General features: G+C 34.5%; 21 protein-coding genes and 3 pseudogenes. 18 read left to right on the top strand and 6 right to left on the bottom strand.

Going from position 1 to position 23,262, the window contains the following annotated elements; translation table 11 throughout:
- Positions 1-13: 13 nt before the first annotated feature.
- The 5 genes and pseudogenes from J3D55_RS19025 to J3D55_RS19005 all read left to right on the top strand — a co-directional run bounded on the left by J3D55_RS19025 (position 14) and on the right by J3D55_RS19005 (position 3,669).
- On the top strand, positions 14-346 hold the full coding sequence (locus tag J3D55_RS19025) for a hypothetical protein (protein WP_259133349.1): 333 nt from the start codon (positions 14-16) through the stop codon (positions 344-346).
- A gap of 16 nt (positions 347-362) precedes the next feature.
- Positions 363-929, top strand: a complete 567-nt coding sequence (gene efp / locus J3D55_RS19020; RefSeq protein ID WP_047399744.1) for an elongation factor P — start codon at positions 363-365, stop codon at positions 927-929.
- A gap of 190 nt (positions 930-1,119) precedes the next feature.
- On the top strand, positions 1,120-2,022 hold the full coding sequence (locus J3D55_RS19015; protein ID WP_259133346.1) for a UDP-3-O-(3-hydroxymyristoyl)glucosamine N-acyltransferase: 903 nt from the start codon (positions 1,120-1,122) through the stop codon (positions 2,020-2,022).
- A 91-nt stretch (positions 2,023-2,113) separates the two neighbouring features.
- Positions 2,114-2,987, top strand: a pseudogene (gene sucD / locus J3D55_RS19010) (succinate--CoA ligase subunit alpha).
- 16 nt (positions 2,988-3,003) lie between these two features.
- Entirely contained in the window at positions 3,004-3,669 is a 666-nt protein-coding gene (locus J3D55_RS19005; RefSeq protein ID WP_259133343.1) for a porin family protein, read from the top strand.
- A 173-nt stretch (positions 3,670-3,842) separates the two neighbouring features.
- Here J3D55_RS19005 and J3D55_RS19000 read toward each other — a convergent pair whose 3' ends face one another.
- From J3D55_RS19000 to J3D55_RS18990, 3 genes are all read right to left on the bottom strand, one after another.
- On the bottom strand, positions 3,843-5,153 hold the full coding sequence (locus J3D55_RS19000; RefSeq protein WP_259133341.1) for an ABC transporter permease: 1,311 nt from the start codon (positions 5,151-5,153) through the stop codon (positions 3,843-3,845).
- Between the two features lie 2 nt (positions 5,154-5,155).
- Complete coding sequence (locus J3D55_RS18995; RefSeq protein ID WP_259133333.1) at positions 5,156-6,067, bottom strand: ABC transporter ATP-binding protein; 912 nt, start codon at positions 6,065-6,067, stop codon at positions 5,156-5,158.
- A gap of 115 nt (positions 6,068-6,182) precedes the next feature.
- Positions 6,183-6,533, bottom strand: a complete 351-nt coding sequence (locus J3D55_RS18990) for a T9SS type A sorting domain-containing protein (RefSeq protein WP_259133331.1) — start codon at positions 6,531-6,533, stop codon at positions 6,183-6,185.
- A 121-nt stretch (positions 6,534-6,654) separates the two neighbouring features.
- Here J3D55_RS18990 and hemB point away from each other — a divergent pair, with 121 nt between their 5' ends.
- Entirely contained in the window at positions 6,655-7,644 is a 990-nt protein-coding gene (gene hemB, locus J3D55_RS18985; RefSeq protein ID WP_259133329.1) for a porphobilinogen synthase, read from the top strand.
- 90 nt (positions 7,645-7,734) lie between these two features.
- Here hemB and J3D55_RS18980 read toward each other — a convergent pair whose 3' ends face one another.
- Entirely contained in the window at positions 7,735-8,463 is a 729-nt protein-coding gene (locus J3D55_RS18980) for a hypothetical protein (protein WP_259133327.1), read from the bottom strand.
- Positions 8,464-8,793: 330 nt separating this feature from the next.
- On the opposite strand from J3D55_RS18980, the pseudogene lptB reads away from it, so the two are divergent.
- The 3 genes and pseudogenes from lptB to J3D55_RS18965 form a co-directional block, all read left to right on the top strand.
- Positions 8,794-9,519, top strand: a pseudogene (gene lptB, locus J3D55_RS18975) (LPS export ABC transporter ATP-binding protein); the annotation flags it as partial.
- A gap of 509 nt (positions 9,520-10,028) precedes the next feature.
- Positions 10,029-11,757: pseudogene (locus J3D55_RS18970) on the top strand (ABC transporter ATP-binding protein).
- 87 nt (positions 11,758-11,844) lie between these two features.
- Positions 11,845-12,798, top strand: a complete 954-nt coding sequence (locus tag J3D55_RS18965) for a helix-turn-helix transcriptional regulator (RefSeq protein WP_259133315.1) — start codon at positions 11,845-11,847, stop codon at positions 12,796-12,798.
- A gap of 454 nt (positions 12,799-13,252) precedes the next feature.
- On the opposite strand, the gene J3D55_RS18960 is transcribed toward J3D55_RS18965, so the two are convergent.
- Positions 13,253-13,744, bottom strand: coding sequence for a DinB family protein (locus J3D55_RS18960; RefSeq protein WP_259133313.1), 492 nt, complete (start codon positions 13,742-13,744; stop codon positions 13,253-13,255).
- Positions 13,745-14,030: 286 nt separating this feature from the next.
- On the opposite strand from J3D55_RS18960, the gene cmoA reads away from it, so the two are divergent.
- The 7 genes from cmoA (at position 14,031) to J3D55_RS18925 (ending at position 20,334) form a co-directional block, all read left to right on the top strand.
- The gene (gene cmoA, locus J3D55_RS18955; protein ID WP_259133311.1) at positions 14,031-14,771 is read left to right on the top strand and encodes a carboxy-S-adenosyl-L-methionine synthase CmoA; all 741 of its coding nucleotides are present in this window, start codon (positions 14,031-14,033) and stop codon (positions 14,769-14,771) included.
- Positions 14,768-15,487 (top strand): methyltransferase family protein, encoded by a 720-nt coding sequence (locus tag J3D55_RS18950; RefSeq protein ID WP_259133310.1) that lies wholly within the window; start codon positions 14,768-14,770, stop codon positions 15,485-15,487. The genes cmoA and J3D55_RS18950 overlap by 4 nt, the downstream gene beginning before the upstream one ends.
- 452 nt (positions 15,488-15,939) lie before the next feature.
- Complete coding sequence (locus J3D55_RS18945) at positions 15,940-16,509, top strand: cob(I)yrinic acid a,c-diamide adenosyltransferase (protein ID WP_259133308.1); 570 nt, start codon at positions 15,940-15,942, stop codon at positions 16,507-16,509.
- 1 nt (position 16,510) lies between these two features.
- On the top strand, positions 16,511-17,143 hold the full coding sequence (locus J3D55_RS18940) for a tetratricopeptide repeat protein (RefSeq protein ID WP_259133306.1): 633 nt from the start codon (positions 16,511-16,513) through the stop codon (positions 17,141-17,143).
- Positions 17,133-17,762: a thiamine diphosphokinase gene (locus J3D55_RS18935; RefSeq protein WP_259133304.1), complete on the top strand. Its 630-nt coding sequence runs from the start codon at positions 17,133-17,135 to the stop codon at positions 17,760-17,762. The genes J3D55_RS18940 and J3D55_RS18935 overlap by 11 nt, the downstream gene beginning before the upstream one ends.
- 194 nt (positions 17,763-17,956) lie before the next feature.
- A complete protein-coding gene (locus J3D55_RS18930) occupies positions 17,957-18,832 on the top strand; it encodes a tyrosine-protein phosphatase (RefSeq protein WP_259133302.1) in 876 nt (291 codons plus the stop codon).
- Between the two features lie 110 nt (positions 18,833-18,942).
- Complete coding sequence (locus J3D55_RS18925) at positions 18,943-20,334, top strand: type III PLP-dependent enzyme domain-containing protein (protein ID WP_259133300.1); 1,392 nt, start codon at positions 18,943-18,945, stop codon at positions 20,332-20,334.
- A gap of 135 nt (positions 20,335-20,469) precedes the next feature.
- Here the strand turns inward: J3D55_RS18925 and J3D55_RS18920 are convergent, their stop codons facing one another.
- Entirely contained in the window at positions 20,470-21,129 is a 660-nt protein-coding gene (locus J3D55_RS18920) for an HAD family hydrolase (RefSeq protein WP_259133298.1), read from the bottom strand.
- 182 nt (positions 21,130-21,311) lie between these two features.
- On the opposite strand from J3D55_RS18920, the gene speB reads away from it, so the two are divergent.
- Positions 21,312-22,166, top strand: a complete 855-nt coding sequence (gene speB, locus J3D55_RS18915) for an agmatinase (protein WP_259133296.1) — start codon at positions 21,312-21,314, stop codon at positions 22,164-22,166.
- Positions 22,167-22,234: 68 nt separating this feature from the next.
- The gene (locus J3D55_RS18910) at positions 22,235-23,095 is read left to right on the top strand and encodes a bifunctional helix-turn-helix domain-containing protein/methylated-DNA--[protein]-cysteine S-methyltransferase (protein WP_259133294.1); all 861 of its coding nucleotides are present in this window, start codon (positions 22,235-22,237) and stop codon (positions 23,093-23,095) included.
- The last annotated feature ends 167 nt before the right edge of the window (positions 23,096-23,262 follow it).

Genomic DNA, 23,262 nt, shown 5'->3' with positions numbered 1-23,262 from the left:
TAATCAATTACAAATGAAAATTTTAATCTTACTTATAACGCTTTCAGCTTCATCTTTGTTGTTTGGACAGCAAACAGAAGGATTAAAAACTGAAAAAACAACAAGGACTTCCATCATGGAAAGAAAACTTCCTGAAAAGTCTAATGACAGCATTGCTAAGAATAATTTAAATGATATTCTGAAGCAGAATAATACCGGAACTTCAATTTTTGGAAGCGCCAATCAATACAATTCTGAAGTTCAGACGAATGTAAACAGATTAAATAATAATGTGAATACATTCAACAACAATACATTTAACAGATTGCCGCAAGCGCAGGGAATACAATTTAATAAAAGAAAATAAATACATATAAAAATTAATGGCAACAAGTAACGATATAAGAAAAGGACTTTGCATCGAATTCAGCAATGATATTTTCAAAGTTGTTGAGTTTATGCACGTAAAGCCAGGTAAAGGTCCTGCTTTTGTAAGAACAAAATTAAAATCAGTAACAAACGGAAAAGTTCTTGATAATACTTTCTCTGCAGGTCACAAGATCGATGAGGTAAAAGTGATCACAAGAAAATTCCAATATCTTTATGATGACGAGAATGGTTTTCACTTCATGAATAATGATGATTTCTCTCAATTATATTTAAACAAAGAAATGATTGAAAACTCTAATCTGATGAAAGCAGGTGAAGAAGTTACCATTATCTTAAAAGAAGCTGATGAGACGCCTTTGTCTGCAGAACTTCCTCAGTCTGTTTACCTAGAAGTTGTCGAAGCTGATCCGGGTGTAAAAGGAAACACAGCTACCAACGCTCTTAAAAACGCTATCGTTGAAACAGGAGCAAGAGTAATGGTTCCTCTGTTCATCGAAGCGGGAGACAAAATCAAAGTAAGCACAGAAGACGGTTCTTACTTAGAAAGAGTAAAAGAATAATTATTCAAAATATTAGGAAGCTGGAAGTACAATAACTTTCAGCTTTCATTTTTTATGGCAGCAATTGTAGTTTACCCTGAGCTTGTCGAAGGGCCTTCAAGTCGGGCTGCAATGTAACTTGAAAAACAAACCTTGACAAGATTTTTAAACCTTGACAAAGTTGATAAAAACCTAAACATCATTAAAAAATATGACGTTTCATCACCCACAAAAACTGAAAACTATAGCCGATCTTATCGGTGCAAAATTTGTCGGTTCTGAAGACTTTGAAGTGTTGGGAACTAATGAAATCCATAGGGTAAGACCGGGAGATATAGTTTTCGTTAATCACCCGAAATATTACGATAAAGCTTTAAACTCTGCCGCCACCATTATCTTAATCGATAAAGAAGTAGGCTGTCCGGAAGGAAAAGCACTTTTAGTTTCTGAAGATCCTTTCAGAGATTTTAATAAAATCAATACCCACTTTACGAGAATATATAACTTCACAGAAGAGCTTCATGATGCTGAAATTGGTGAAGGAACAAAAATCCATCGTTCCGCAGTAATCGGAAACAATGTGAAAATCGGAAAAAACACACTCATTTTCCCAAATGTTGTCATTGGTGACAGAACGGTTATCGGTGATAATGTTGTCGTCCAATCCAACACGGTTTTAGGCGGTGACGCATTTTATTACAGAAAATTAAACGGAAATTTCGACCGTTTAATCTCAGTAGGAAATGTTGTCATTGAAAACAATGTAGAAATCGGAAACGGTTGTACCATCGATAGGGGAGTGACGGATTCCACAATAATTGGTGAAGGCTCTGTGTTGGATAATCAGATCCAGATCGGGCACGACACTGTTATCGGGAAAAAATGCCTTATCGCTTCACAAGTAGGAATTGCAGGATGTTGCGTGATTGGTGATGAAGTGACTTTGTGGGGGCAAGTTGGTATCGCTTCCGGAAACAAAATTGAAAGCGGATCTGTACTTTTAGGGAAAACCGGAGTCAACAGAGATCTTGAAAAAGGAACTTATATCGGGATGTTCGCAGAAGATTTCAAAACTTATCTTAAAAAAGAGGTAAAACTGAGAAATCTCAAATAAACAAATTACGCAGATTTATCCGAAATCAAAGAAATTTAAGTAAATTTGTGAGCATTAATAAAAATAATAAATAAATTAAAATTATAATAAAATGTCAATTTTAGTAAACAAAGATTCTAAAGTAATTGTACAAGGATTTACAGGGAACGAAGGTACTTTCCACGCAAGCCAGATGATCGAATACGGAACAAACGTTGTAGGTGGTGTTACTCCGGGAAAAGGAGGTAGCGAGCACTTAGGAAAGCCTGTATTCAACACGGTAGCTGATGCTGTAGCAAAAGCTGGAGCTAATGTGAGTATTATTTTCGTACCACCTGCATTTGCTGCTGACGCGATCATGGAAGCTGCTGAAGCGGGTATCAAAGTGATTGTATGTATTACTGAAGGTATTCCTGTAGCAGATATGGTGAAAGTAAAATCTTACATCGCTGATAGAGAATGTAGATTGATCGGTCCAAACTGCCCTGGAATCATTACTTCTGATGAAGCTAAAATTGGTATTATGCCAGGTTTCGTTTTCAAAAAAGGTAAAGTAGGTATTGTTTCAAAATCTGGAACTCTTACTTATGAAGCTGCAGATCAGGTGGTAAGAGCTGGTTTCGGTATTTCTACAGCGATCGGTATCGGTGGAGACCCAATTATCGGAACGACTACAAGAGAAGCATTAGAATTATTCATCAACGATCCTGAAACTGAAGCAGTTGTAATGATCGGAGAAATCGGTGGTGGTCTTGAAGCTGAAGCTGCAAGATGGTACAAAGCTAGCGGTTTCTACAAAACCTGTTGTAGGTTTCATCGCTGGGCAAACTGCTCCTAAAGGAAGAACTATGGGACACGCAGGTGCTATCGTAGGTGGTGCAGAAGATACAGCTCAGGCTAAAATGGAAATCATGAGAGAAAACGGGATCAACGTTGTAGATTCTCCTGCTGACATTGGTGCAACTGTTGCGAAAATTTTAGCTTAACATAAAACATAACAATATGAAAAAATTTTTATTAGCCTCTGCTTTGGCACTTTCTACCATGTCTTTCGCCCAGATCGACTTTGGTAGTACAAGATTTGGTGTTACAGCAGGAGGTAACTATTCCAGAGTGAAAAATGCTCACAATCCTTCAGGTCCTAGATTTACAGCTCAGGCGGGTGCATTGGCTTTAATTCCAATGGGTAAATCAAATCAGTTTTTCTTACAGCCCGAAATCGAATTTTTTGGAGCAGGAGAAACAGGTAAAGACAAGGATGCGAAAGCTTTTCCTGGTTATGATGCTGTATATGCAAATAATTATTTAAGTGTACCTGTCTTTTTTAAAGGATATTTCTCAGAAGCTGAGTCAGAATTCTTTGGTTTGGTAGGTCCTAGATTTAATTTCTTATTAAGTCAGAATGTGAAAAACGTTGCAGCAGGAAAAGAATATTATGATCCGGATTCTCCCGCTTCCGATGGTGAGATCAATGGAAAAGCAAGCAAATTTAACTTTGGAATAGGAATAGGAGTTGGCTATAGCTACAAAAGACAATTAGAACTTACGGCTAAATATGATTTTGGTCTTTCTAATACATATCCTGGTCTAAACAAAGAGCCTAAAGGTTCTGATAAAGCGAAGTCTGAACAGGTTCTTAGTGTAAGCTTAAGCTATATCTTCAAATAAGAATTTATTTCATTGTAAGACAATAAAAAATCCCGAAACTCAGTTTCGGGATTTTTGTTTTATATCTATTTTGATTTAAAAGTCTTTGCTGAGTGAAACGCCTTTGAGATCGAAGAAAATCAAACTTATTTTAATCAATACTTAGCGACTTTTGTGTTAAAATCTTATAGGACTTATCCTTTGATCCATTTCCAGATTTCCTTTAATGTAGCCTTATTTCCGTACATTAAAATTCCTACCCTGTAGATTTTTCCTGCCAGGAAAATCATAAAAATGGTTGTTCCTAAGAGTAGACCGATCGACAGTGCAATCTGCCACGCCGGAACTCCGAAAGGGATTCTTGCAATCATCGCAACAGGAGAAGTGAAAGGAATGATCGACAACCAAAATCCAAGCGGTCCGTCCGGATTATTCATTAATGAAAAACTTCCGTACATTCCCAACATTAATGGTAAAATAGCAAATAGCGTGAATTGCTGAGTTTCCGTTTCATTGTCAACTGCAGAACCGATAGCTGCGTAAATTGAACTGTAAAAAATATATCCCAAAAGGAAAAATACGATGAAAACGAAGATGATTAAAGGAAAGTTTAATTCTAATAAACTATGCGAAATTTGAGTTGCAAGCTGTGCCACATCAAGCTTATTCGCCAATTCTTCACTTCCACCCGGAATATTCTTTTGAATAGAAGAAAAACCTGTATTTAAAACCAAAGCTCCAACTACAGACATAGAAATCCAGACAAGAAATTGAGTTAAAGCAACTAACGTTACCCCCAAAATTTTCCCCATCATCAGTTCAAAAGGTTTCACGGAAGAAATGATAATTTCCACGACACGGTTGTTTTTTTCCTCCAAAACACTTCGCATTACTCTCACCCCATAAATAATGATGAACATGAAAGTAACGTACATTAGAAGGATACTCAATCCGCTTTTCACTCCGAAAGCAAGATCAGAATCTTCCTTGTTATTTTCGGCAACGTTGATGGTTTTTAGCGTGAAGCTTTTATCAAGGCTATTCAGCTGTATTTCTGCAATGCCTAATTCCTTTATTTTTTCTTTTTTAATAACATCAGTAATATCAGAAACTATTTTTTGTTTCGCATCAAAACCGATTTTACTGTTGATGACCAATCTTGCATTCTTTTCTAAATCATCAAAATTTTGATCTTTTAATTCCGGTAAAATTAAAATTCCGTCTAAAGATTCATTTCCTTTTAAATTATTGATTTTCGATTTTTCATCGGCAGCAGAAACGAAAACATAATTAAGCTGATCGTCAGATTTTAACTGATTTTTAAATAAACCACTTTTATCTACAACTTCAATAATATTGTGAGATTCATTCGCCTTAAACATTAAGCCGATCACCGATCCAAAAGCAATTAATAAAATCGGAGCCAATAAAGTTAATATAACGAAGGATTTTTTCTTAACCTGCGTAAGAAATTCCCTTTTTGTAATTAAAAAAATATTATTCATAATTAAGAATTATTGCTTACTGCATTAATAAACACTTCATTCATACTCGGAATTCTTTCGTCGAATGATCTTACTTTTCCCACATTTACAAGGTCTAAAATAATATTGTTTTGATTGCTTTCATTTTTTAAATCAAAAGAAACCAGATTATTTTCATTGCTCATGTTGAAGATTTCATATTTATTTTTGAAACTCTCCATTTGAGAATCATTCACCTCAGAAAGGGTAATTCCGAAAATATTTTTCTTGAATTTTTCTCTTACGTCGAAAACTCTTCCGTCGATAATTTTTTTCGAATTGTCAATTAAAGCAACATAATCACACATTTCTTCCACACTTTCCATTCTGTGTGTCGAAAGAATAATGGTTGTTCCGTTATTTTTAAGTTCAATGATTTGGTCTTTAATCAGATTCGCGTTCACAGGATCAAAACCTGAAAATGGCTCATCAAGAATCAATAAATGCGGTCTGTGAAGAACAGTTACCACAAACTGGATTTTTTGAGCCATCCCTTTCGAAAGTTCAGACAGCTTTTTCTTCCACCATTGATCGATGTGTAATTTATCAAACCATTTTTTCGCCTCGTTTAAAGCATCATTTTTACTCATCCCTTTCAACTCTCCGAAATAAAGAAGCTGATCTCCGACAGTCATATTTTTATACAAACCTCGTTCTTCAGGCATGTAACCGATGTCTTTGATGTGATTGGGACTAAGCTTTTCTCCGTTAATTTGAATCTCTCCGGAATCCGCCTGAGTAATTTGATTAATGATACGGATGAAAGAAGTTTTTCCGGCTCCGTTAGGACCTAAAAGACCATAAATACTTCCTTTCGGAACATGGATGCTAAAATCATCCAAAGCCACCTTTTTCCCGGCGTTGTAGGTCTTTCTAATATGTTCAGCTTTTAGCATTAATTTGTTTTTACCTATTAGTACAATAAAGTCCCGAAAGTTACGGAATTATTAAAAATTATGAGAACAGTAGTAGAGCTAAAAGAAAAAATCCTGATGATTATCAGGATTTATATTATTGTTTTACTATTTGGGTAACTTTCATTGTGTTGTCGCTCAAAATATAGCGAATCAGATACTTTCCAGGTTTTAATTTTTCGATGTTAATTTCTCCCGAATTCATATTGACTGAATAATTGGCAACCTGAGTACCCAAGATGGAATAAAAAGTCACACTTTTGATTCTTAAATTAGAATCTTTTGCCTTCATGATAAGGAAATCCTTCGCAGGATTCGGGTAGGCAACAAGTACACCGTCATCAGATTTCTGAGAGAGGGAACCGGGCTCTTTAATTTGAGCTTTCATATTGTTGGAAAATCCAACAAAAGTGCCTAAAAAGATAAATAAGAGTAGAAGTTTTTTCATCAAATTATAATTTCTATAGGGATATTAAAACAAAAGTAAACAATTCTATAATTTCTTGCAATAGTTTTTTGTAGAACTTATAGTAAATTTGCATTAAATTTCATTCAAAAAGTATTCCAAAATGATACATTCAAGAAATAGAAGACTTAGAGTAAACGAATCTGTCAGAGGTTTGGTAAGAGAATGTTCTCTTACAACTAATGATTTTGTAATGCCGATCTTCGTAATGGAGGGCGAAAACAAGGAAGAACCAATCTCGGCGATGCCGGGAATTTTCAGAAGAAGCATCGATTTGACGGTGAAAGAATGTAAGGAATTATTTTCTTTAGGAGTAAAGGCTGTCAATCTTTATATGAAGGTTTCGGAAGACGTGAAAGACAACACCGGAAAAGAAGCTTGGAACAAAAACGGACTGATGCAAAACACGATCAAAGCGATCAAAGATGCCGTTCCGGAAATGGTGATAATGCCCGATGTAGCTTTAGATCCCTATTCAATTTACGGGCACGACGGAATTATCGAAAACGGTAAAATCGTAAATGATGCAACCAATGATGCACTGGCAAGAATGTCAGTTTCTTTGGCAGAAGCCGGAGCTGACATTGTGGCACCGAGCGATATGATGGACGGAAGAGTGCAGGTTATTCGTGAGGCGTTGGAAGAAAGCGGATTTACAGACGTTGGTATTTTAAGTTATGCTGCAAAATATGCAAGTTCTTTCTACGGACCTTTCAGAAGTGCTTTAGACAGTGCTCCGAAAGATGATATGGAAATTCCGAAAGATAAAAAAACATATCAGATGGATTTTCATAATTCTCGTGAAGCATTAAACGAAGTCTTCAAAGACATCGAAGAAGGTGCAGATATCATCATGATAAAACCGGGACTTCCGTATTTGGATATTGTTTCTAAAGTTCGTGAAGCGATCGATCTTCCGATTGCAGTGTACAACGTAAGCGGAGAATATGCGATGGTAAAAGCGGCTGCACAAAACGGCTGGCTGGATAATGATAAAACAATTATCGAAAGCTTAACGTGCTTCAAAAGAGCCGGCGCAGATATGATTTTCACGTATTTTGCAAAAGAAGCAGCGATGATTTTGAACAGGTAATTAATTAAGAGTTATGAATTATAAGTTTCTTTATTGTCTAATATTTTACACAATTAAAACTCATCATTCATAACTCATAATTTATAATTTTTACGAAATATTAAAATCCTTCCCTTTCGTAAATTTTGCCGCAAAAGGTGCTTGATTTCCAGTATATTTCAAAACAAAATGTTTTTGAATGTCCGTATCAACTTTCGCCTCAACTTCTACACCTTGAGTCTGAAAACTTACATCAAGATCAACTCCGGATTCTTTTTCCAGATTAATTTCTACACTTTCTGCATAAAAAAGTGAAGCACTCAAATAATTAAACTTAATATTTTTTCTATACGATTTCGATTGATCTTGAGTAAACTCCGAATAACTTCTTAAAATTTCAATTCCCGGCGAATCGATATTCGTAATTCTGGATTTTGTCACACCATTTACTTTTATTGAAAAATCTTTTGCATTTTTAATATCTCCACTTACTCCGATATTGAAAAGAGAAGGTAAGGAAAGTCCAAATTCGATCATGCTGTCTTTTGTAAATTCAAAATCAGGAATTAAAGCCGGAAATTTCTGAACATTTGCCAATTGATTTTTAACCGTATTCAACTGATCCCCGGAAAATAAATATCCGATCAGATTATTATTGGTCGTTCGCCAGTTTCTGCCGTTCCATTCATAAATTTCACAAAGCATCGTATCAAGCGAAGAATGGGGAAGAAGATCCATATCCTGCCATTTGAAAACCTCTTTTGCGTAAGGTCTGCGGTTGATAATATTGAGTCCGAGATCTAAGGCTAAAAGTTCGGTTAATTGTTGATTGTTTTCCATATTGATTATAAGTGTTGATTAGTTTTTATAAAATTAATTAAAAATTGGTTACTTGATTTTAAATTCCGATAATATTTGATAAATCCTTCGACTGCTTCGCGCTCAGGATGACACTGGAAATTCATTCTGTATATTTTGATAAATAAGATTAAGGATTGCCGTCCTTCGACTATTCCGACTTCAGTAGGACATGAGTAAATTAAAACATTTAGTATTAGAGATGTCATGCTGAGCGCGAAGCAGTCGAAGCATGTATTAAAATTTCATAAAACTTTTACACACGACCTTCAATCTAAAAATTCAATTCAAAAAAACTTTATCTTTGCCGTTATGATTTTACGAGGAGAAAACTTAATCAAAGAATACGGTCCTAAAAAAGTTGTAAAAGGCGTTTCTGTACAGGTTCAGCAGGGAGAAATTGTTGGTTTGCTTGGTCCGAACGGGGCAGGAAAAACCACTTCGTTTTATATGATTGTTGGTTTGGTTAAGCCTACTTCAGGGAAGATTTTTCTGGATAAACAAGAAATTACCACCGATGCAATGTACCGAAGAGCCCAAAAAGGTATCGGTTATCTGGCTCAGGAAGCATCCGTTTTCCGTAAACTTTCTGTGGAAGAAAATATCATGGGCGTTTTACAGCTGACGAAACTTTCAAAACGTGAACAACAAATGAAATGTGACGAGCTGGTTGAAGAATTCTCATTGCAGCATGTTCGTAAAAACCGTGGCGATCTTTTGTCAGGAGGAGAAAGACGTAGAACGGAAATTGCCCGTTGTTTGGCGACAAGTCCGAATTTTATCCTTTTGGATGAACCTTTTGCCGGAGTTGACCCGATTGCCGTTGAAGATATTCAGAAAATCATCAGAAGTCTCGTAGATAAAAACATCGGAATTTTAATTACCGATCACAACGTTCAGCAGACCTTGGCGATTACCAATAAAACGTATATCATGTTTGAAGGACGAATTTTGAAGGAAGGTCTTCCGGAAGATTTGGCAAACGATCCGCAGGTAAGAGAAGCGTATCTTGGTGATAACTTCGTATATCAAAGTATTTTGGATAAACCAAAGAAAAAGCATTATGCTTATAATATTTGGGCTGGAAATTTTGAATCTAAATCTCAGTTGCAAGGTTTTGTGGATGAAAATTTCACTCAGTTTGATGATTTAAGATTGATGTATGGTTTTGAAGAAACCAGTTTTGCAGCATTGGGAAATTCAGAAATTCAGCATATTTTCAATGATGTTGTGGATAAAAATGCCAACAATTCTTTCGTTTTCCAGAAAAAAGAAATTAATTCAATTTACACTTTAGAACAAGCAGAAGCTGAATCGAAAGCTGCAAGTAAACCTGAGTTGCATTACTTAACAACAGAATCTTTTGAGGGATAAAAATGTAAAATAAGCAATTTAATTTGCTGAAAAATATAATAAAACGTACCTTTTCTCTCTGAAACGGTACGTTTTTTAGTTAAATAATTCCTATGGCAAAACCTTTCAACAGAACCGTCACTTTATTCGGAATTTACAAACAGCTTGTTCCATTTATCAGACCTTATCGATTGATGATTTATGGCACATTATTCCTCACTTTTTTAGGAGCTCTTGCAGCGCAGGTGAATCCGTTGGTTTTAAAATATACCGTAGATGAGGTTACAAAACTCACTCATCTTCCGCATCCAATGTCGGAAGGAATTCATGTATTGGTGCTAATTTCCGTTATTTTAATGGGAAAAGAATTATTAAATATCTTCATCAATTTCGGGCAAAAATTTTACGGTGAAAAAATTAGAATTAATGTAAGTTTCTGTCTTGGCGCAGTCGGCGATTGATAAAATTTTGAGGTACAGAGTTGCTTATTTTAATGATGAAAATCACGAATCAGGAAAACTGCAGATCAGAATCGACCGCGGAATTGAAAGTTTAACAAGATTGGTTCAAAACTTTTTCATCGATATGTTGCCATTGTTCTCAAATGCATTTATTGCTTTGATTATCATGTATATGCAGAATGTTTATGTCGGAATGGTTTCCACCATTATTGTTCCTATTTATTTTTATATCAGTGCTTTACAGGCGAAAAAATTGGGTGGAGTAAGAAGGACTTTAAGAAATCAACGTGAACAAAAAACTTCAGGGCTTTTAAACTTAATTAATTCAATTATGGTGATTAAAAGTTTTGTCCGTGAAAAATTTGAAGGAAAAAAACAGTACGATTTGCAGATGCAGTTGATGGAAAGCCAGATGTTCACCCGAAAAACGAATTTTATTTATGACGGCTTAAAAACTTTTATCGAGCAGTTTGGCGTTGTTTTAATTATACTTTTAACGGTTTATCTGGTGTTAGATCAGCAAATGACAATCGGTGCGATCATGCTTCATATCATGCTTTTTAATAATGTTTCGGCTCCGATTCGTCAATTGCACAGAATTTACGATGATATGAATGATGCGATGATTTATGCAGAAGGTTATTTTGATATTTTAAATGCCGACAACGAAAAAGAACCGAACGGAACTTTCGTAGAAAAAGAAATCAAAGGAAATTTTGAATTAAAAAATGTCAACTTCTCTTATCCCAACGGAACTCACGCGTTACACGATGTTTCCATGAAAATTGAGAACGGAAAAACAACGGCTTTGGTTGGGTTGAGTGGTGCAGGAAAATCAACGGTTATCAATCTTTTGTGTAAATTTTATCTTCCGGATTCAGGAGAAATTCTTTTGGATAATGTGGATTTAAATAATTTTGAAAATACTTTTTTAAGAAACGATTTGGGATTAGTTCTTCAGAAAAACCACATTTTTCAGGGAAGTATCGAAGATAACATTCGCTACGGAAATATGAATGCGACTTTTGAAGAAATCGAAGAAGCCGCAAAAAAAGCATATCTCCACGAACAGATTTTAGACTTACCCGAAAAATATAATCACGACGCAACCCAACTTTCAGGAGGACAGCAACAGAGAATTGCAATTGCGAGATTATTCTTAAAAAATCCGCCCATTATTTTCTTGGATGAACCAACGGCGAGTTTGGACGCAATTGCCACAGAACAGATTAAAAATTCTTTAGATGCTATAAAAGAAGGAAGAACGGTGATTATTATTTCGCATTCTCTGTCACAGATTTTAGATGCAGATACCATTTACGTAATGAAAAAAGGAAGAGTCGTAGAAAGCGGAACTCACGATGAATTGGTACAAACCAACGGAACGTACAGAGAAATTTTCGATGCTTCCGCAAGAAGTTTAAATCTGGATAAATTGATGAATACTTTTAAAGATAATTAAATAAAATGTACCAATTTAGCAGTCTAACAATATCAATTTACTGACAGTGAATCCATCAACTATCAACAGTCATCTATCAACCAATAAATGAATGATCATTATTTAAAAAAACTCGACCGTGTCACGTCAATTCTCACCCAATTACAATCAAAACCTATTGTAAGAGCTCAGGATTTGGCTGCGAAATTTGATGTAAGTGTCAGAACGATTTACCGTGATGTAAAGACTTTGGAAAATGCGGGAATTCCTATTATTGGTGAAGCGGGAAGTGGATATTCTTTAATGGATGGTTACAAACTTCCGCCTGTGATGTTTACAAAAGAAGAGGTGTTGAGTTTCATTACTGCCGAAAAACTGATGCAGAAATTTTTACATCAAAGTTTAGGAAATCATTATCAGACGGCGATGGAAAAAGTACGTTCTGTCTTGAAATATTCGGATCGAAATTTAATTCAAAATATTGAAAAGCAGATCGATGTGTACAATTATCATCCTAAGACTGAAGATAATATCCAAAATATCATTCCCATTATTCTCGAAAGTATTGCCGAAAAAAAGCAGCTGACGTTGAAATATGCAACAGTGGATTCCAAAGTTTCTATGCGAACTATTGAGGTGGTCGGTGTATTTTTTGAGTTCAATTATTGGTATATCATGGCTTTTTGTACGCTCAGAAATGATTTCAGACAGTTTCGAGTTGACAGAATTTTACAGATTTTTAAAACCCAGAATCCTTTTTTGCAGGAATACGGTCAGATTAACGATTACAGACAAAACCCGAATGGAAATAAAACTAAAGTCCGGCTTTTGGTTGAGAAGAAAATTATCGGACATTTGGTTAATTCAAAAAAATATTACGGTTTAATTGAAGAAATCGAAACAGAAAAAGGAGTTGAAATGATCTTCGAAACCGATTGGATTAATGACGGTTTTCCGCGTTGGCTGATTACTTTTGCAGATTATGCAACGGTTTTGGAACCAGAAGGTCTTACTGCAAAATTGAATGATTTGTTAGTGAAAATCTCAGAAAAGCATACATAAAAACCCCAACAAATTGTTTGTTGAGGTTTTAAAGGAAATATTAAAGTCTATTTAAATTTAATTTAAACATTTAAAAATTGCTGCTCATTTTTTGACGCAAAGTTTTAATTCAATAGTTCTTTAATTGAAGTGAGCAAAGATGAATCAACAAGTTGATTTGATGAAGTGCTATTTTCACGCTTCGCGAAGCAACTTTTATTTGCCTTTGTCTTCTAAAATAATGCAGATATAAATTTAACCTTTGCGTTAAAACCCCAACAAATTATCTGTTGAGGTTTTTAAGGCAATATTAATTTAATTTGAAGATGGTTTAATAATAAAAAGGCGAATTTGCAGATCACAAAATTGTGTCAAAATTTAATGTATAGAAAGCATTTCCGCCCTTTAGATTATGATTGATTTTTCATATTAAGTTTAATTAAAGATTTTAGTCTCCATAAAGGCATTAAAGAACCTAAAATCTCTCCCAAAAAAAAGGCGGCTCGATTCCTAAAGCTCTTAAATAAACATATCCTTGTCCACGGTGATGAATTTCATTATCAACGAAATACAAAATATTCTGATACACCGGAAATTCATACTGACCGAATAAATTGAAAGTTTCCTGGAAACGCTCTTCTGTAATTTCACTGAAATATTGATTAATTACTTCCGTTTCCTCGTCCCATTTTTTCAAAATATCTTCTTTCGTTTTCGGGTTAAAAGCTTCTTCGTTGTACGCTTCCATATTTTTGTTCACGATTCCTTTCAAAGCCGGTCCTCCGATGCTGATTAATTCTAATGCCAATTTTGCAAAAGGTCTCATTCCGCCTACTGAAAACTCGAATAATTCTTTTTCCGGGAACATTTCGATTACTCTTCTTGTTAAGTTTCTATGACCTTGCCAATGTTCTAATAATTGCTCAGAAGTCATGAATTGTTTTGTGATTGTTGCTGTAGTTGTCATAATTTTAATATGGTTTGTTATTGTTGATACAAAGATAAAGCAGGGTTATGACAACAGTTTGTCAGTAGGATTTTTAGAAATGAAAAAAATAAAATCTTTTGTTAATGATTAATTAAGATAAATTTCATTTGATTTTTAATTATAAAGGATAATTTTCAGCATTAAATGTAAGAATGATATTTTAATAAGCTTTGAGTTGTATGGTTGGAAAACAATGAATAATACGGACGAAACCAAATAATGCTCAATTCAAATAGAATTAAATAATCCTTAAAAACTAAATCTTATGTCGGAAACTATTACTTCAGATGAGGTTTTCAGAGAAAAACTTGAAAATCTTCCGGACTTTGAGTTTAATACCAAAGTTGCAGGTGTTTTTGATGATATGGTAAGTCGTTCTGTTCCTTTTTATAACGAGCTGCAACGAATGACGAGCGAATTAGCGGGCAATTATGCGCAATTCGGAACCCATGTTTATGATCTCGGATGCTCCACCGGAACAACAATGCTTTTGATGGATAAAACCGTTGAGGAAGGAATTAAATTCATAGGAATTGATGATTCGGAGGAAATGATTATTAAATGCAGAGAAAAGCTCAATAATTTTAATATGAATCGCGATATCGAACTTCAGGTAGCTGATTTCACCAAAAAAGTTCCTGTAGAAAATGCTTCGGTTGTAGCAATGGTTTTGGTGCTGCAATTTATCAGACCGATTCACCGTTTGGAAATTGTAAGGAAAATTTTCAACGGAATGGTGAAAAACGGAGTATTTATTTTTATTGAAAAAATCCTGACAGAAGAGAAGTCGTTCAATAGAGAATATATCGATCATTACTACGATTTTAAACGTCGAAATAATTACAGCGAACTCGAAATTTCGCAAAAAAGAGAAGCTCTTGAAAATGTTTTGATCCCTTATAAAACCAGCGAAAACATTAATATGTTGCAAGAAGCTGGATTTGGCGAGGTTGAAGTGTTTTTCAGATGGTATAATTTCACAGGTATTATTGCAAAAAAATTATGATACAGATCGGCAACTTTTTCTTCAAATACAGAAATTTTTTATTCATTGTCTTGTATTTACTTTTATTTATTCCGTCTCCTCTTTTGTTTGGAGAAAAATTTGGAGTAAATCATTTTTGGATCGCTATTATTTTAGGCTTAACGATTACGGTTTTAGGACAGCTTATTCGCGGTGGAACAATTGGTCTTGCTTATATCGTGAGAGGCGGAAAAGATAAAAAAGTCTACGCAGATGGTTTGGTAACGGAAGGTATTTTCAATCACGTCAGAAATCCTTTGTATGTAGGGAATATCTTGATGCTTTTAGGGGTTGGGATTTTAGCTAATTCTTTGATTTATACATTGATTATCATGCCTGTTTTTCTGTTTATTTATCAATGTATTGTTTTGGCTGAAGAAAATTTTCTGAAAAATAAATTCGGAACCGATTTTGAAAATTATACCCAGAAAGTTCACCGATGGATTCCCAATATTTCAGGTTTAAATGAAACCTTCTCTTCCATGCAATTTGAATGGAAAAGATGGCTGATTAAAGAATATAATACACAATTTGTCTGGCTTTGCGGAATTGTTTTAATCCTTCTGTTTAAATATCCTCAACTTACCAAAGGAAATGATGATTTCAGAAATCTACTGGCATTGACTTTCATTTTAGTTTTTGCAGCCTATTATTTTTTTATCAGGTACATGAAAAAATCAGGAAAATGGGCTGTCTGATATTTCTGAATATGATTTTCATAATATAATATATTTGTTAATATTAAAATTAGCTCTTCATAAAATATTCGTACAGATTTTTCCGTTAAAGGCTCATACTTAAGCAATGTTAAGTAAATAAATAATTTGAAGGTGGTCGGTCTTTTGGGATCGATCATTTTTATTTTAGATAAAAAACGTTATTAGAATAGGTCATTTCGACGAAGGCGAAATCTATTTTAAACAATGAAAGACTCGAATCTCGAAACATATGCAAATCTTTAAACTCGGAACTTTCAGGAGCTATTTCCAGCTTTCCACTATATCTTTTGGGTTACGGTCTCCGCTTCGCTCCGACCGCAACCCAAAAGGATGCCGTTGCAATCTGGGCTATGATTCTTGTCGGAAATAGAAATTTAAAGTCCCTCAAATCAAAATTTGTAAACCTTCTGAGAAAAAAGTAATTTAGTGCGATGAAAATTTACACGAAAACAGGCGATAAAGGTCAGACTGCGCTGTACGGTGGAACGAGGGTTTCAAAAGCAAGTGCAAGAGTCGACAGTTACGGAAATATAGACGAGCTCAATTCATTCATCGGGATTTCAAAAAGTCATATTGAGGATGAAGAGGTGTTGAAACAATTAAAGAAAATTCAGTTTGATTTATTCACGGTGGGTTCAGAAGCGGCAACTCCTGTTGATAAATTAATGTTGGCAAACGGAAAATCAAGACTTCCATTAATTATTGCCGAAAAAGAAATTGAAGATTTAGAAAATTGGATGGATGCTTTTGAAGAAAAGTTAGAGCCACTTCAATATTTTATTCTTCCCGGAGGTGGAAAATCTGCAACATTTTTACATGCAGCGCGAACAATTTGTAGAAGAGCAGAACGTTCTTTAGTTTTCTTAAATGAGTCGGAAGAGGTTCGTCCTGAGTTAATTAAATATTTAAACAGACTTTCTGATTATCTTTTTGTTTTAGCAAGATATATTTCAAAATTGAACAACGAACCGGAAGAATACTGGAACCCGAATGAAAGATAGTATGAAAAAAATCGTTTTATTATTACTATTTTTTTCCAGTTTTGCTTTTTCTCAGAATTATCTTGAGGATGGCGACAATCTACTATCTGAAAATAAATTTTTTGAGGCGGAAAACGTTTTTCGAAAAGGAATAAAGCAAGAACCTGATAATTTGATTTTCAAATCACAACTTGCATTAGCTTTAATGAAGCAAAATAAAAATAATGAAGCAGAAAAAGTTATTGTGGAAGTTTTGAAAAAAGATTCGTTATTTGCTGCAGCACTTTGGTATGGCGGAATTAATAATTTCTCAAAGAAGAAACCTGATTTTAGAAAAGCAATCTCTTACTTTGAAAAATCATATAATTTAATTGATAAGAATTCTGGACAATATTTTGGGGTAAATTTTTTCATCGGAAAGTCGTATAGAAATTTACTTTATACGGAAGGTTTGTCTTACGATGAAGTTAGCAGAATGCTAGAGACTTTTAAAAAATATATCGAACTGCAGCCAGATGCAGAAGATATGAATGATACTAAAAATTTTATTCAAAAAGTAGAAGAAAATAGACCTGGTAAGAATGTTGGAAAATGGATGGTTACTACAAGTTCGAATGCTGAGAAAGTAATAAAAAAGGAATTAAATGAAAGATAAAGCATTACTTTTCATCAACGGAGATCCTCCAAAAACTTTTCCAAAACCTGAAGAATACGGCTTAATTGCCTGTACAGACGGCGCTTTTCATTATCTTAAAAATCTGAATTTCCCTTTGGATAACCTGGATTTTATTTCCGGTGATTTCGATTCGCATTCCGGGTCGGATGAAAATGTGTACGAAGAAAAATTCATCTACACTCCGGATCAGGATAAAACAGACTTTCATAAAGCATTGGAAATTATTGCAGAAAAAGGTTGTAAAAGTGTTGATGTTTTAGGTGGAAGCGGAGGAGAGCAGGATCATTTTTTAGGAAATCTTACCGTCGCTTTTGGTTTTAAGGATTTATTAAACATAAAGTTTTATGATGAGTTTTCTGAATATTATTTTATTCCGAAAAATTTTATTGTAAACGATGTCAATGGTAAAATGATTTCATTATATCCTTTTCCTTCGGTTGAAAATATTACAACAACAGGATTGAACTGGCCTTTAACAAAAGGAAATTTAAGCATCGCTTCAAGAATAGGAACGAGAAATTTTGCGGTGGAAGACGAAGTTTCTATTGAATATGAAAAAGGAGATTTGTTGATTTTTATTGGACGAAATTATTTGTAGTTAAACACAAATGTTTTTCACAAATAAGCACAAGATTTGCATCAATAGGAACGGTATGTCATCCTGAGCTTGTCGAAGGAAGCCCGTTAAAAAAAAAGAATAAATACAATTGGCTTTAGCCAAAACTTAAAATAAAGCTCATCAATTAATCACAATCATCTGTGTAAATCCGTGAAATCCGTGGGAAAACAAAAATGAAAAACCTAATTAAAATATCATTTCTAATCATTTCAATCCTCTGTGTTTTCTCATGTAAAACGCAGGATTTTTCCACGCCCGAATGCGGAAAAAATGTCATAGAAAAAAACAGTAAAATTAAAAAAGTCAACAATTTCCGAACCGTTGGAAATATTAAAAATGTTGACGGAAGAACATTAAAAGACGGGAAATTCTACAGAAGCGGAAATCTTTACAAACTTAAAAAAAGTTCTTTCAAAGAATTAGAAAATTTAGGAATAAAAGAAATTATAGACCTTAGAAATTCAAAAGAAATAGCTCAGAAACCCGACAATCTTCCTGTTGGAATTATTTATAAAAATTATTCTGCGTTTGAAGACGAAGGAGATCAATTGGATCAGGCGAAAAAATTGGTATTAAAAGGAAAAGTTAACGGAGCCGATGCTGACAAAAGAATGCTTGATTTTTACAAAGATTATGTCACAGAAAATCCTGAAGTCATCAAGAAAATTATCACTGAAATTTTAGATTCAGACCGACCGATTTTATACCACTGCACTGCCGGAAAAGACCGTACAGGAATCACAACTGCTTTGATTTTAACGATTTTAAAATTCGATAAAGAAACGATTTACAACGATTATCTTTTATCCAATAATTACAGAAAAAAAATAATTAATAAACGACTTAATCTTGCTAATAATTTACATTTTGTGTATCCGAAAATGGATGTTAAAGTACTGGAAAAACTAAGCTGGGTGGAAACCGATTATTTGGATGCTTCTTTTAATGAAATCAATAATAAATATGGTTCAATTGATGCTTATATTCAACAGGTATTGGGTATTTCTGAAAATAAAAGACAAGAATACATTCAGAAGTTTACGTATTGATAATTTGAGCTAAATTTTTACAATAAATCTGCTGAAAATTATGATAAATTTAACGCTTAAAAATCAAACTTTTTTAGCAATTTTGCAGTTCTTAATTCACTTGTTTAGAAATGAAAATAAAATACTCGGAACTTATTGATCAGACGTTGTATTTTCCTACTGAGGAGTTCAATGTTTCTGAGAACAATTTGTTGTTTCACGACATTCCTTTGATGGAAGTTGTTGAAAAATTTGGCACTCCGCTAAAGATTAGCTACCTGCCGAGAATTTCTCAAAATATCCAAAAAGCCAAGAGTTGGTTTAAGGAAGCCTTTGAGAAGACCGATTATAAGAAGAATTATACCTATTGCTACTGTACAAAATCAAGTCATTTTAAGTTTGTATTGGAAGAGGCGTTGAAAAACGATATTTCCATAGAAACTTCTTCAGCCTATGACATGGATATCGTAAAATCTCTTTATAAAGAAGGAAAAGTAACGAAAGATATCGAAGTAATCTGTAACGGCTTCAAAACGGATGATTATCTGGCGAAAATTTCGGATATGATTAATAGTGGTTTTGAAAATATTACGCCGATTCTTGATAACTACCGTGAGCTGGATAAACTTACAGAAAGCATCGACACAACTTTTGACATCGGAATCCGAATTGCTTCTGAAGAAGAGCCGAAGTTCGAATTTTATACCTCAAGATTAGGAATCGGATACAAAGATATCATTCCTTATTACAGTCAAAAAATCGCTGAACACCCGAATGCAAGGCTGAAAATGCTTCACTTTTTCATTAATACCGGGATCAAAGACACGGCGTATTACTGGAACGAATTGTATAAATGTCTTCGTGTATATGCGCGTTTGAAAAAAATTGCTCCGGAAGTAAATTCATTGAATATCGGTGGCGGTTTTCCTATCAAAACTTCATTACAGTTTGATTACGATTATCAGTATATGGTTGAAGAAATCGTATCTCAGATTAAAAAATTCTGTGAGGAAGAAGGAGTAGAAGAACCTAATATTTATACTGAATTTGGAAGCTTTACGGTTGGAGAAAGTGGTGCAAATATTTATAAAATTATTTCTCAGAAACGTCAGAACGACAGAGAAAAATGGAATATGATTGATTCATCTTTCATGACGACTCTTCCGGATACTTGGGCGATTTCAAGACACTTTATCATGCTTCCGCTAAACCGTTGGGAAGATACCTATGAAAGAGTTTTCTTAGGTGGATTGACTTGTGACTCAGATGATTATTATAATTCTGAGCAGCATACCAACGCCATTTATTTACCTGTTTTCAGTGATACTAAACCTTTATATATCGGTTTTTTCCATACAGGAGCGTATCAGGAAACAATCGGAGGTTATGGTGGAGTTCACCATTGTTTAATGCCTCAACCGAGACATATTCTGATCCAGAAAGATGAAAATGGAGAGTTTCAATACGAGATTTTCCGTGAAAAACAGGAACCGGAAGATGTGTTGAAACTTTTGGGTTATTAATATCTCATCAATAGAAATGGGTATGTCATCCTGAGCTTGTCGAAGGAAGCCCGTTTATCAATGAAAAACACTCAATTGGCTTTAGCCAAAACTTATACAAAACAAAAGCTCTCAAATTCTGAGAGCTTTTCTATTTTAAAAATATTTTGAAATTTTATCAATTTCCAGTTCCACATAATCTGAAACCACAATATTCGCCAACGTATAATCCTGATTTTTAGAATGCGGACTTCTGTACGCCGCACAAAAAATATTTGCTCGGTGTGCTGCCAGAATTCCATTCGTAGAATCTTCGATAACCATACAGTTTTCAATAGGTTCTTCAGCCATTTCAGCTGCTAATAAGAAAACTTCAGGATGAGGTTTTGACTCTTTTAAATCTGCACCGCTTATTTTTCCGCTGAAATATTTTTCCAGTTCGAATTTTTCGAAAACCATATTGATGGTCGTCATGGTAGCAGAAGAAGCGAGAATTAATCTGATATTGTTTTCATGATAATGCAGAATCAGTTCTTTCACACCCGGAATTAGATCAAATTCCTCATCATTATCAAAGTAATCCTTGAAATAATCTCTTTTGGTTTTTGCGATTTCTTCGTAAGTCTGTTTTAAATTAAATTTATTAATCAAAATATCACAAACTCTTTTGGTAGAAGCACCTGTAAAAGAAGTATATAAATCTTCGGAAACGTCGATTCCCAAATCATCGAATGTTTTAAAATAGGCTTTTCTGTGCAATGGTTCTGTATCCACAATCACGCCATCCATATCGAATAGCACAGCTTTTAACGACATAAAATTAAGTTTTAACAAAGGTAGTAATTTTGTCTGGAAGCAAAAGCTGAAAGCTGGGTGATAGAAGTCTAAATTATTAGGTCTAATTTTTTGTCTTTTTGGTAAAACTTCCAGCCTCCAGCTTCAAGCTTCAATTCACTTTTCCGTATCTTTGCAGGAATCATTTAATTTTTAAATAAGACATGAAAACATACGCAGGAATTCCTGAAGAAAATGCATCATTAGAGAACTCGAAAGTAGTGTTGGTAAAGGTTCCTTACGACGGAACTTCAACTTGGGGAAAAGGAGCAGACAAAGGTCCGGAATTGTTCCTTGATGCTTCTGAAAACATGGAGCTTTACGATATCGAAACTCAAACTGAGCCTTATTTGGAAGGTGTTTATTTGGCTGGAGAAATTACTGAAAAGTCTTCGCCTGAAGCAATGACAGAAGCGGTTTATCAAAAAACGAAAGAGCTTTTGAACAATGATGGTAAATTGTTTACTCTTTTTGGCGGAGAGCATTCTGTTTCTATCGGTTCGATTCGTGCAGTTGGTGAGAAATATGAGAACTTAACGGTTCTTCAATTGGATGCTCACACAGATTTGCGTCCGGAATTCCATGGTTCTACTTCTAATCATGCTTGTGCGGTTTTTGAAGCAAATCAAAAGCATAATTTGGTTCAGGTGGGAATCCGTTCTATGGATATCGAAGAAGCTGAATATTTACCGGAAGGAAGAGTATTTTTCGCTCACGAAATTGCTCATAACGAAAACTGGGTAAATGATGTATTAGAAAAAGTTTCAGGAAATGTATATATTACCATCGATTTGGATGCTTTTGATCCTTCGATTGCTCCGTCAACAGGAACTCCTGAACCAGGCGGTTTACAATGGTATCCGACATTAGAATTATTAAGAAAAGTATTTGAAAAATGTAATGTTGTCGCATTTGATATTGTAGAATTAATGGATTCTGCTTATGCGAAACCAAGTGCATTCTTGGCAGCGAAGTTATATTACAAAATGCTTGCTTATTATCATATTAATCAAGACTAAAACTTCGCAAGAATCGGATTTTTTCTGCCAGAAATTCTTTGGAAATTTGTGAGGTAAAACAAAATGATATGTCCACACAAAATCAAATAGATTACGAAAGAATTGCAAAAGCGATAGAGTATATTCAAAGCAATTTTAAGCTTCAGCCGAGTTTGGATGAAGTGGCAGAGAAGATTAACCTGAGTCCGGCTCATTTCCAGAAGATATTTACGGATTGGGCAGGAACGAGTCCGAAGAAATTTTTACAGTTCATCAGTCTTGAACATGCTAAAAATTTGTTGAAGGACGAAAAAGCGAGTTTATTTGATACCGCTTTCGAGACTGGACTTTCAAGTACGAGCAGATTGCACGATTTGTTTGTAAATATTGAAGGAATGTCTCCTGCAGAATATAAAAACGGCGGAAAAAGTCTTAGCATTAATTACTGTTTTTCCGAGAGCCCTTTTGGAAATGTAATCACAGCTTCCACAGAAAAAGGAATCTGCTATATGGCTTTTGAAAACGATAAAGAAATAGCATTGGGAGATTTACAGCTTAAATTTCCCAATGCTTCTTTTTTTGAAAAACAAGATGAATTTCAGAAAAACGCCTTGTCCATTTTCGATAAAGACTGGACGAAACTTAGTACAATCAAACTACATCTAAAAGGCACAGATTTTCAACTAAAAGTCTGGGAAAGCCTTCTCACCATTCCGATGGGAAAATTATCAACGTACGGAAATTTAGCCGAAAAAATAGGAAATCCAAATGCTTCACGAGCGGTCGGAACAGCGATCGGTAGTAATCCCGTTGCCTTTTTGATTCCTTGTCATCGTGTGATTCAGGCTTCCGGAAATATTGGTGGTTATCGATGGGGAAGTGAAAGAAAACAGCTAATTGTTGGTTGGGAAAGCTCTCAGATTTACTCTGATTCTTTAAACACGAATTAACACAAATATTTTCACGGAGAACAGCATTTTTTTAACGAAAATCAGCATTAAGTTTGTCATTCCGTAAGAATCTAGACCTATTTATTAGCGATTATATTTTAAAAATACTTTGCTTAGATTCCTACGGAATGACAAACTAACGCTGAACATTCAATACAACAACACAC

Origin of the sequence: Chryseobacterium ginsenosidimutans, assembly GCF_024807225.1 — a bacterium.
GTDB lineage: Bacteria > Bacteroidota > Bacteroidia > Flavobacteriales > Weeksellaceae > Chryseobacterium > Chryseobacterium ginsenosidimutans.
The sequence above is the reverse complement of the archived record's forward strand: the minus strand, read 5'-3'. Positions and strand labels throughout refer to the sequence as shown.

What these genes read in the sequence shown, in the direction of transcription:
- J3D55_RS19025 (WP_259133349.1), top strand. Translation starts at nt 14, where the DNA reads ATGAAAATTTTAATCTTACTTATAACGCTTTCAGCTTCATCTTTGTTG.
- efp (WP_047399744.1), top strand. Translation starts at nt 363, where the DNA reads ATGGCAACAAGTAACGATATAAGAAAAGGACTTTGCATCGAATTCAGC.
- J3D55_RS19015 (WP_259133346.1), top strand. Translation starts at nt 1,120, where the DNA reads ATGACGTTTCATCACCCACAAAAACTGAAAACTATAGCCGATCTTATC.
- J3D55_RS19005 (WP_259133343.1), top strand. Translation starts at nt 3,004, where the DNA reads ATGAAAAAATTTTTATTAGCCTCTGCTTTGGCACTTTCTACCATGTCT.
- J3D55_RS19000 (WP_259133341.1), bottom strand. Translation starts at nt 5,153, where the DNA reads ATGAATAATATTTTTTTAATTACAAAAAGGGAATTTCTTACGCAGGTT.
- J3D55_RS18995 (WP_259133333.1), bottom strand. Translation starts at nt 6,067, where the DNA reads ATGCTAAAAGCTGAACATATTAGAAAGACCTACAACGCCGGGAAAAAG.
- J3D55_RS18990 (WP_259133331.1), bottom strand. Translation starts at nt 6,533, where the DNA reads ATGAAAAAACTTCTACTCTTATTTATCTTTTTAGGCACTTTTGTTGGA.
- hemB (WP_259133329.1), top strand. Translation starts at nt 6,655, where the DNA reads ATGATACATTCAAGAAATAGAAGACTTAGAGTAAACGAATCTGTCAGA.
- J3D55_RS18980 (WP_259133327.1), bottom strand. Translation starts at nt 8,463, where the DNA reads ATGGAAAACAATCAACAATTAACCGAACTTTTAGCCTTAGATCTCGGA.
- J3D55_RS18965 (WP_259133315.1), top strand. Translation starts at nt 11,845, where the DNA reads ATGAATGATCATTATTTAAAAAAACTCGACCGTGTCACGTCAATTCTC.
- J3D55_RS18960 (WP_259133313.1), bottom strand. Translation starts at nt 13,744, where the DNA reads ATGACAACTACAGCAACAATCACAAAACAATTCATGACTTCTGAGCAA.
- cmoA (WP_259133311.1), top strand. Translation starts at nt 14,031, where the DNA reads ATGTCGGAAACTATTACTTCAGATGAGGTTTTCAGAGAAAAACTTGAA.
- J3D55_RS18950 (WP_259133310.1), top strand. Translation starts at nt 14,768, where the DNA reads ATGATACAGATCGGCAACTTTTTCTTCAAATACAGAAATTTTTTATTC.
- J3D55_RS18945 (WP_259133308.1), top strand. Translation starts at nt 15,940, where the DNA reads ATGAAAATTTACACGAAAACAGGCGATAAAGGTCAGACTGCGCTGTAC.
- J3D55_RS18940 (WP_259133306.1), top strand. Translation starts at nt 16,511, where the DNA reads ATGAAAAAAATCGTTTTATTATTACTATTTTTTTCCAGTTTTGCTTTT.
- J3D55_RS18935 (WP_259133304.1), top strand. Translation starts at nt 17,133, where the DNA reads ATGAAAGATAAAGCATTACTTTTCATCAACGGAGATCCTCCAAAAACT.
- J3D55_RS18930 (WP_259133302.1), top strand. Translation starts at nt 17,957, where the DNA reads ATGAAAAACCTAATTAAAATATCATTTCTAATCATTTCAATCCTCTGT.
- J3D55_RS18925 (WP_259133300.1), top strand. Translation starts at nt 18,943, where the DNA reads ATGAAAATAAAATACTCGGAACTTATTGATCAGACGTTGTATTTTCCT.
- J3D55_RS18920 (WP_259133298.1), bottom strand. Translation starts at nt 21,129, where the DNA reads ATGTCGTTAAAAGCTGTGCTATTCGATATGGATGGCGTGATTGTGGAT.
- speB (WP_259133296.1), top strand. Translation starts at nt 21,312, where the DNA reads ATGAAAACATACGCAGGAATTCCTGAAGAAAATGCATCATTAGAGAAC.
- J3D55_RS18910 (WP_259133294.1), top strand. Translation starts at nt 22,235, where the DNA reads ATGTCCACACAAAATCAAATAGATTACGAAAGAATTGCAAAAGCGATA.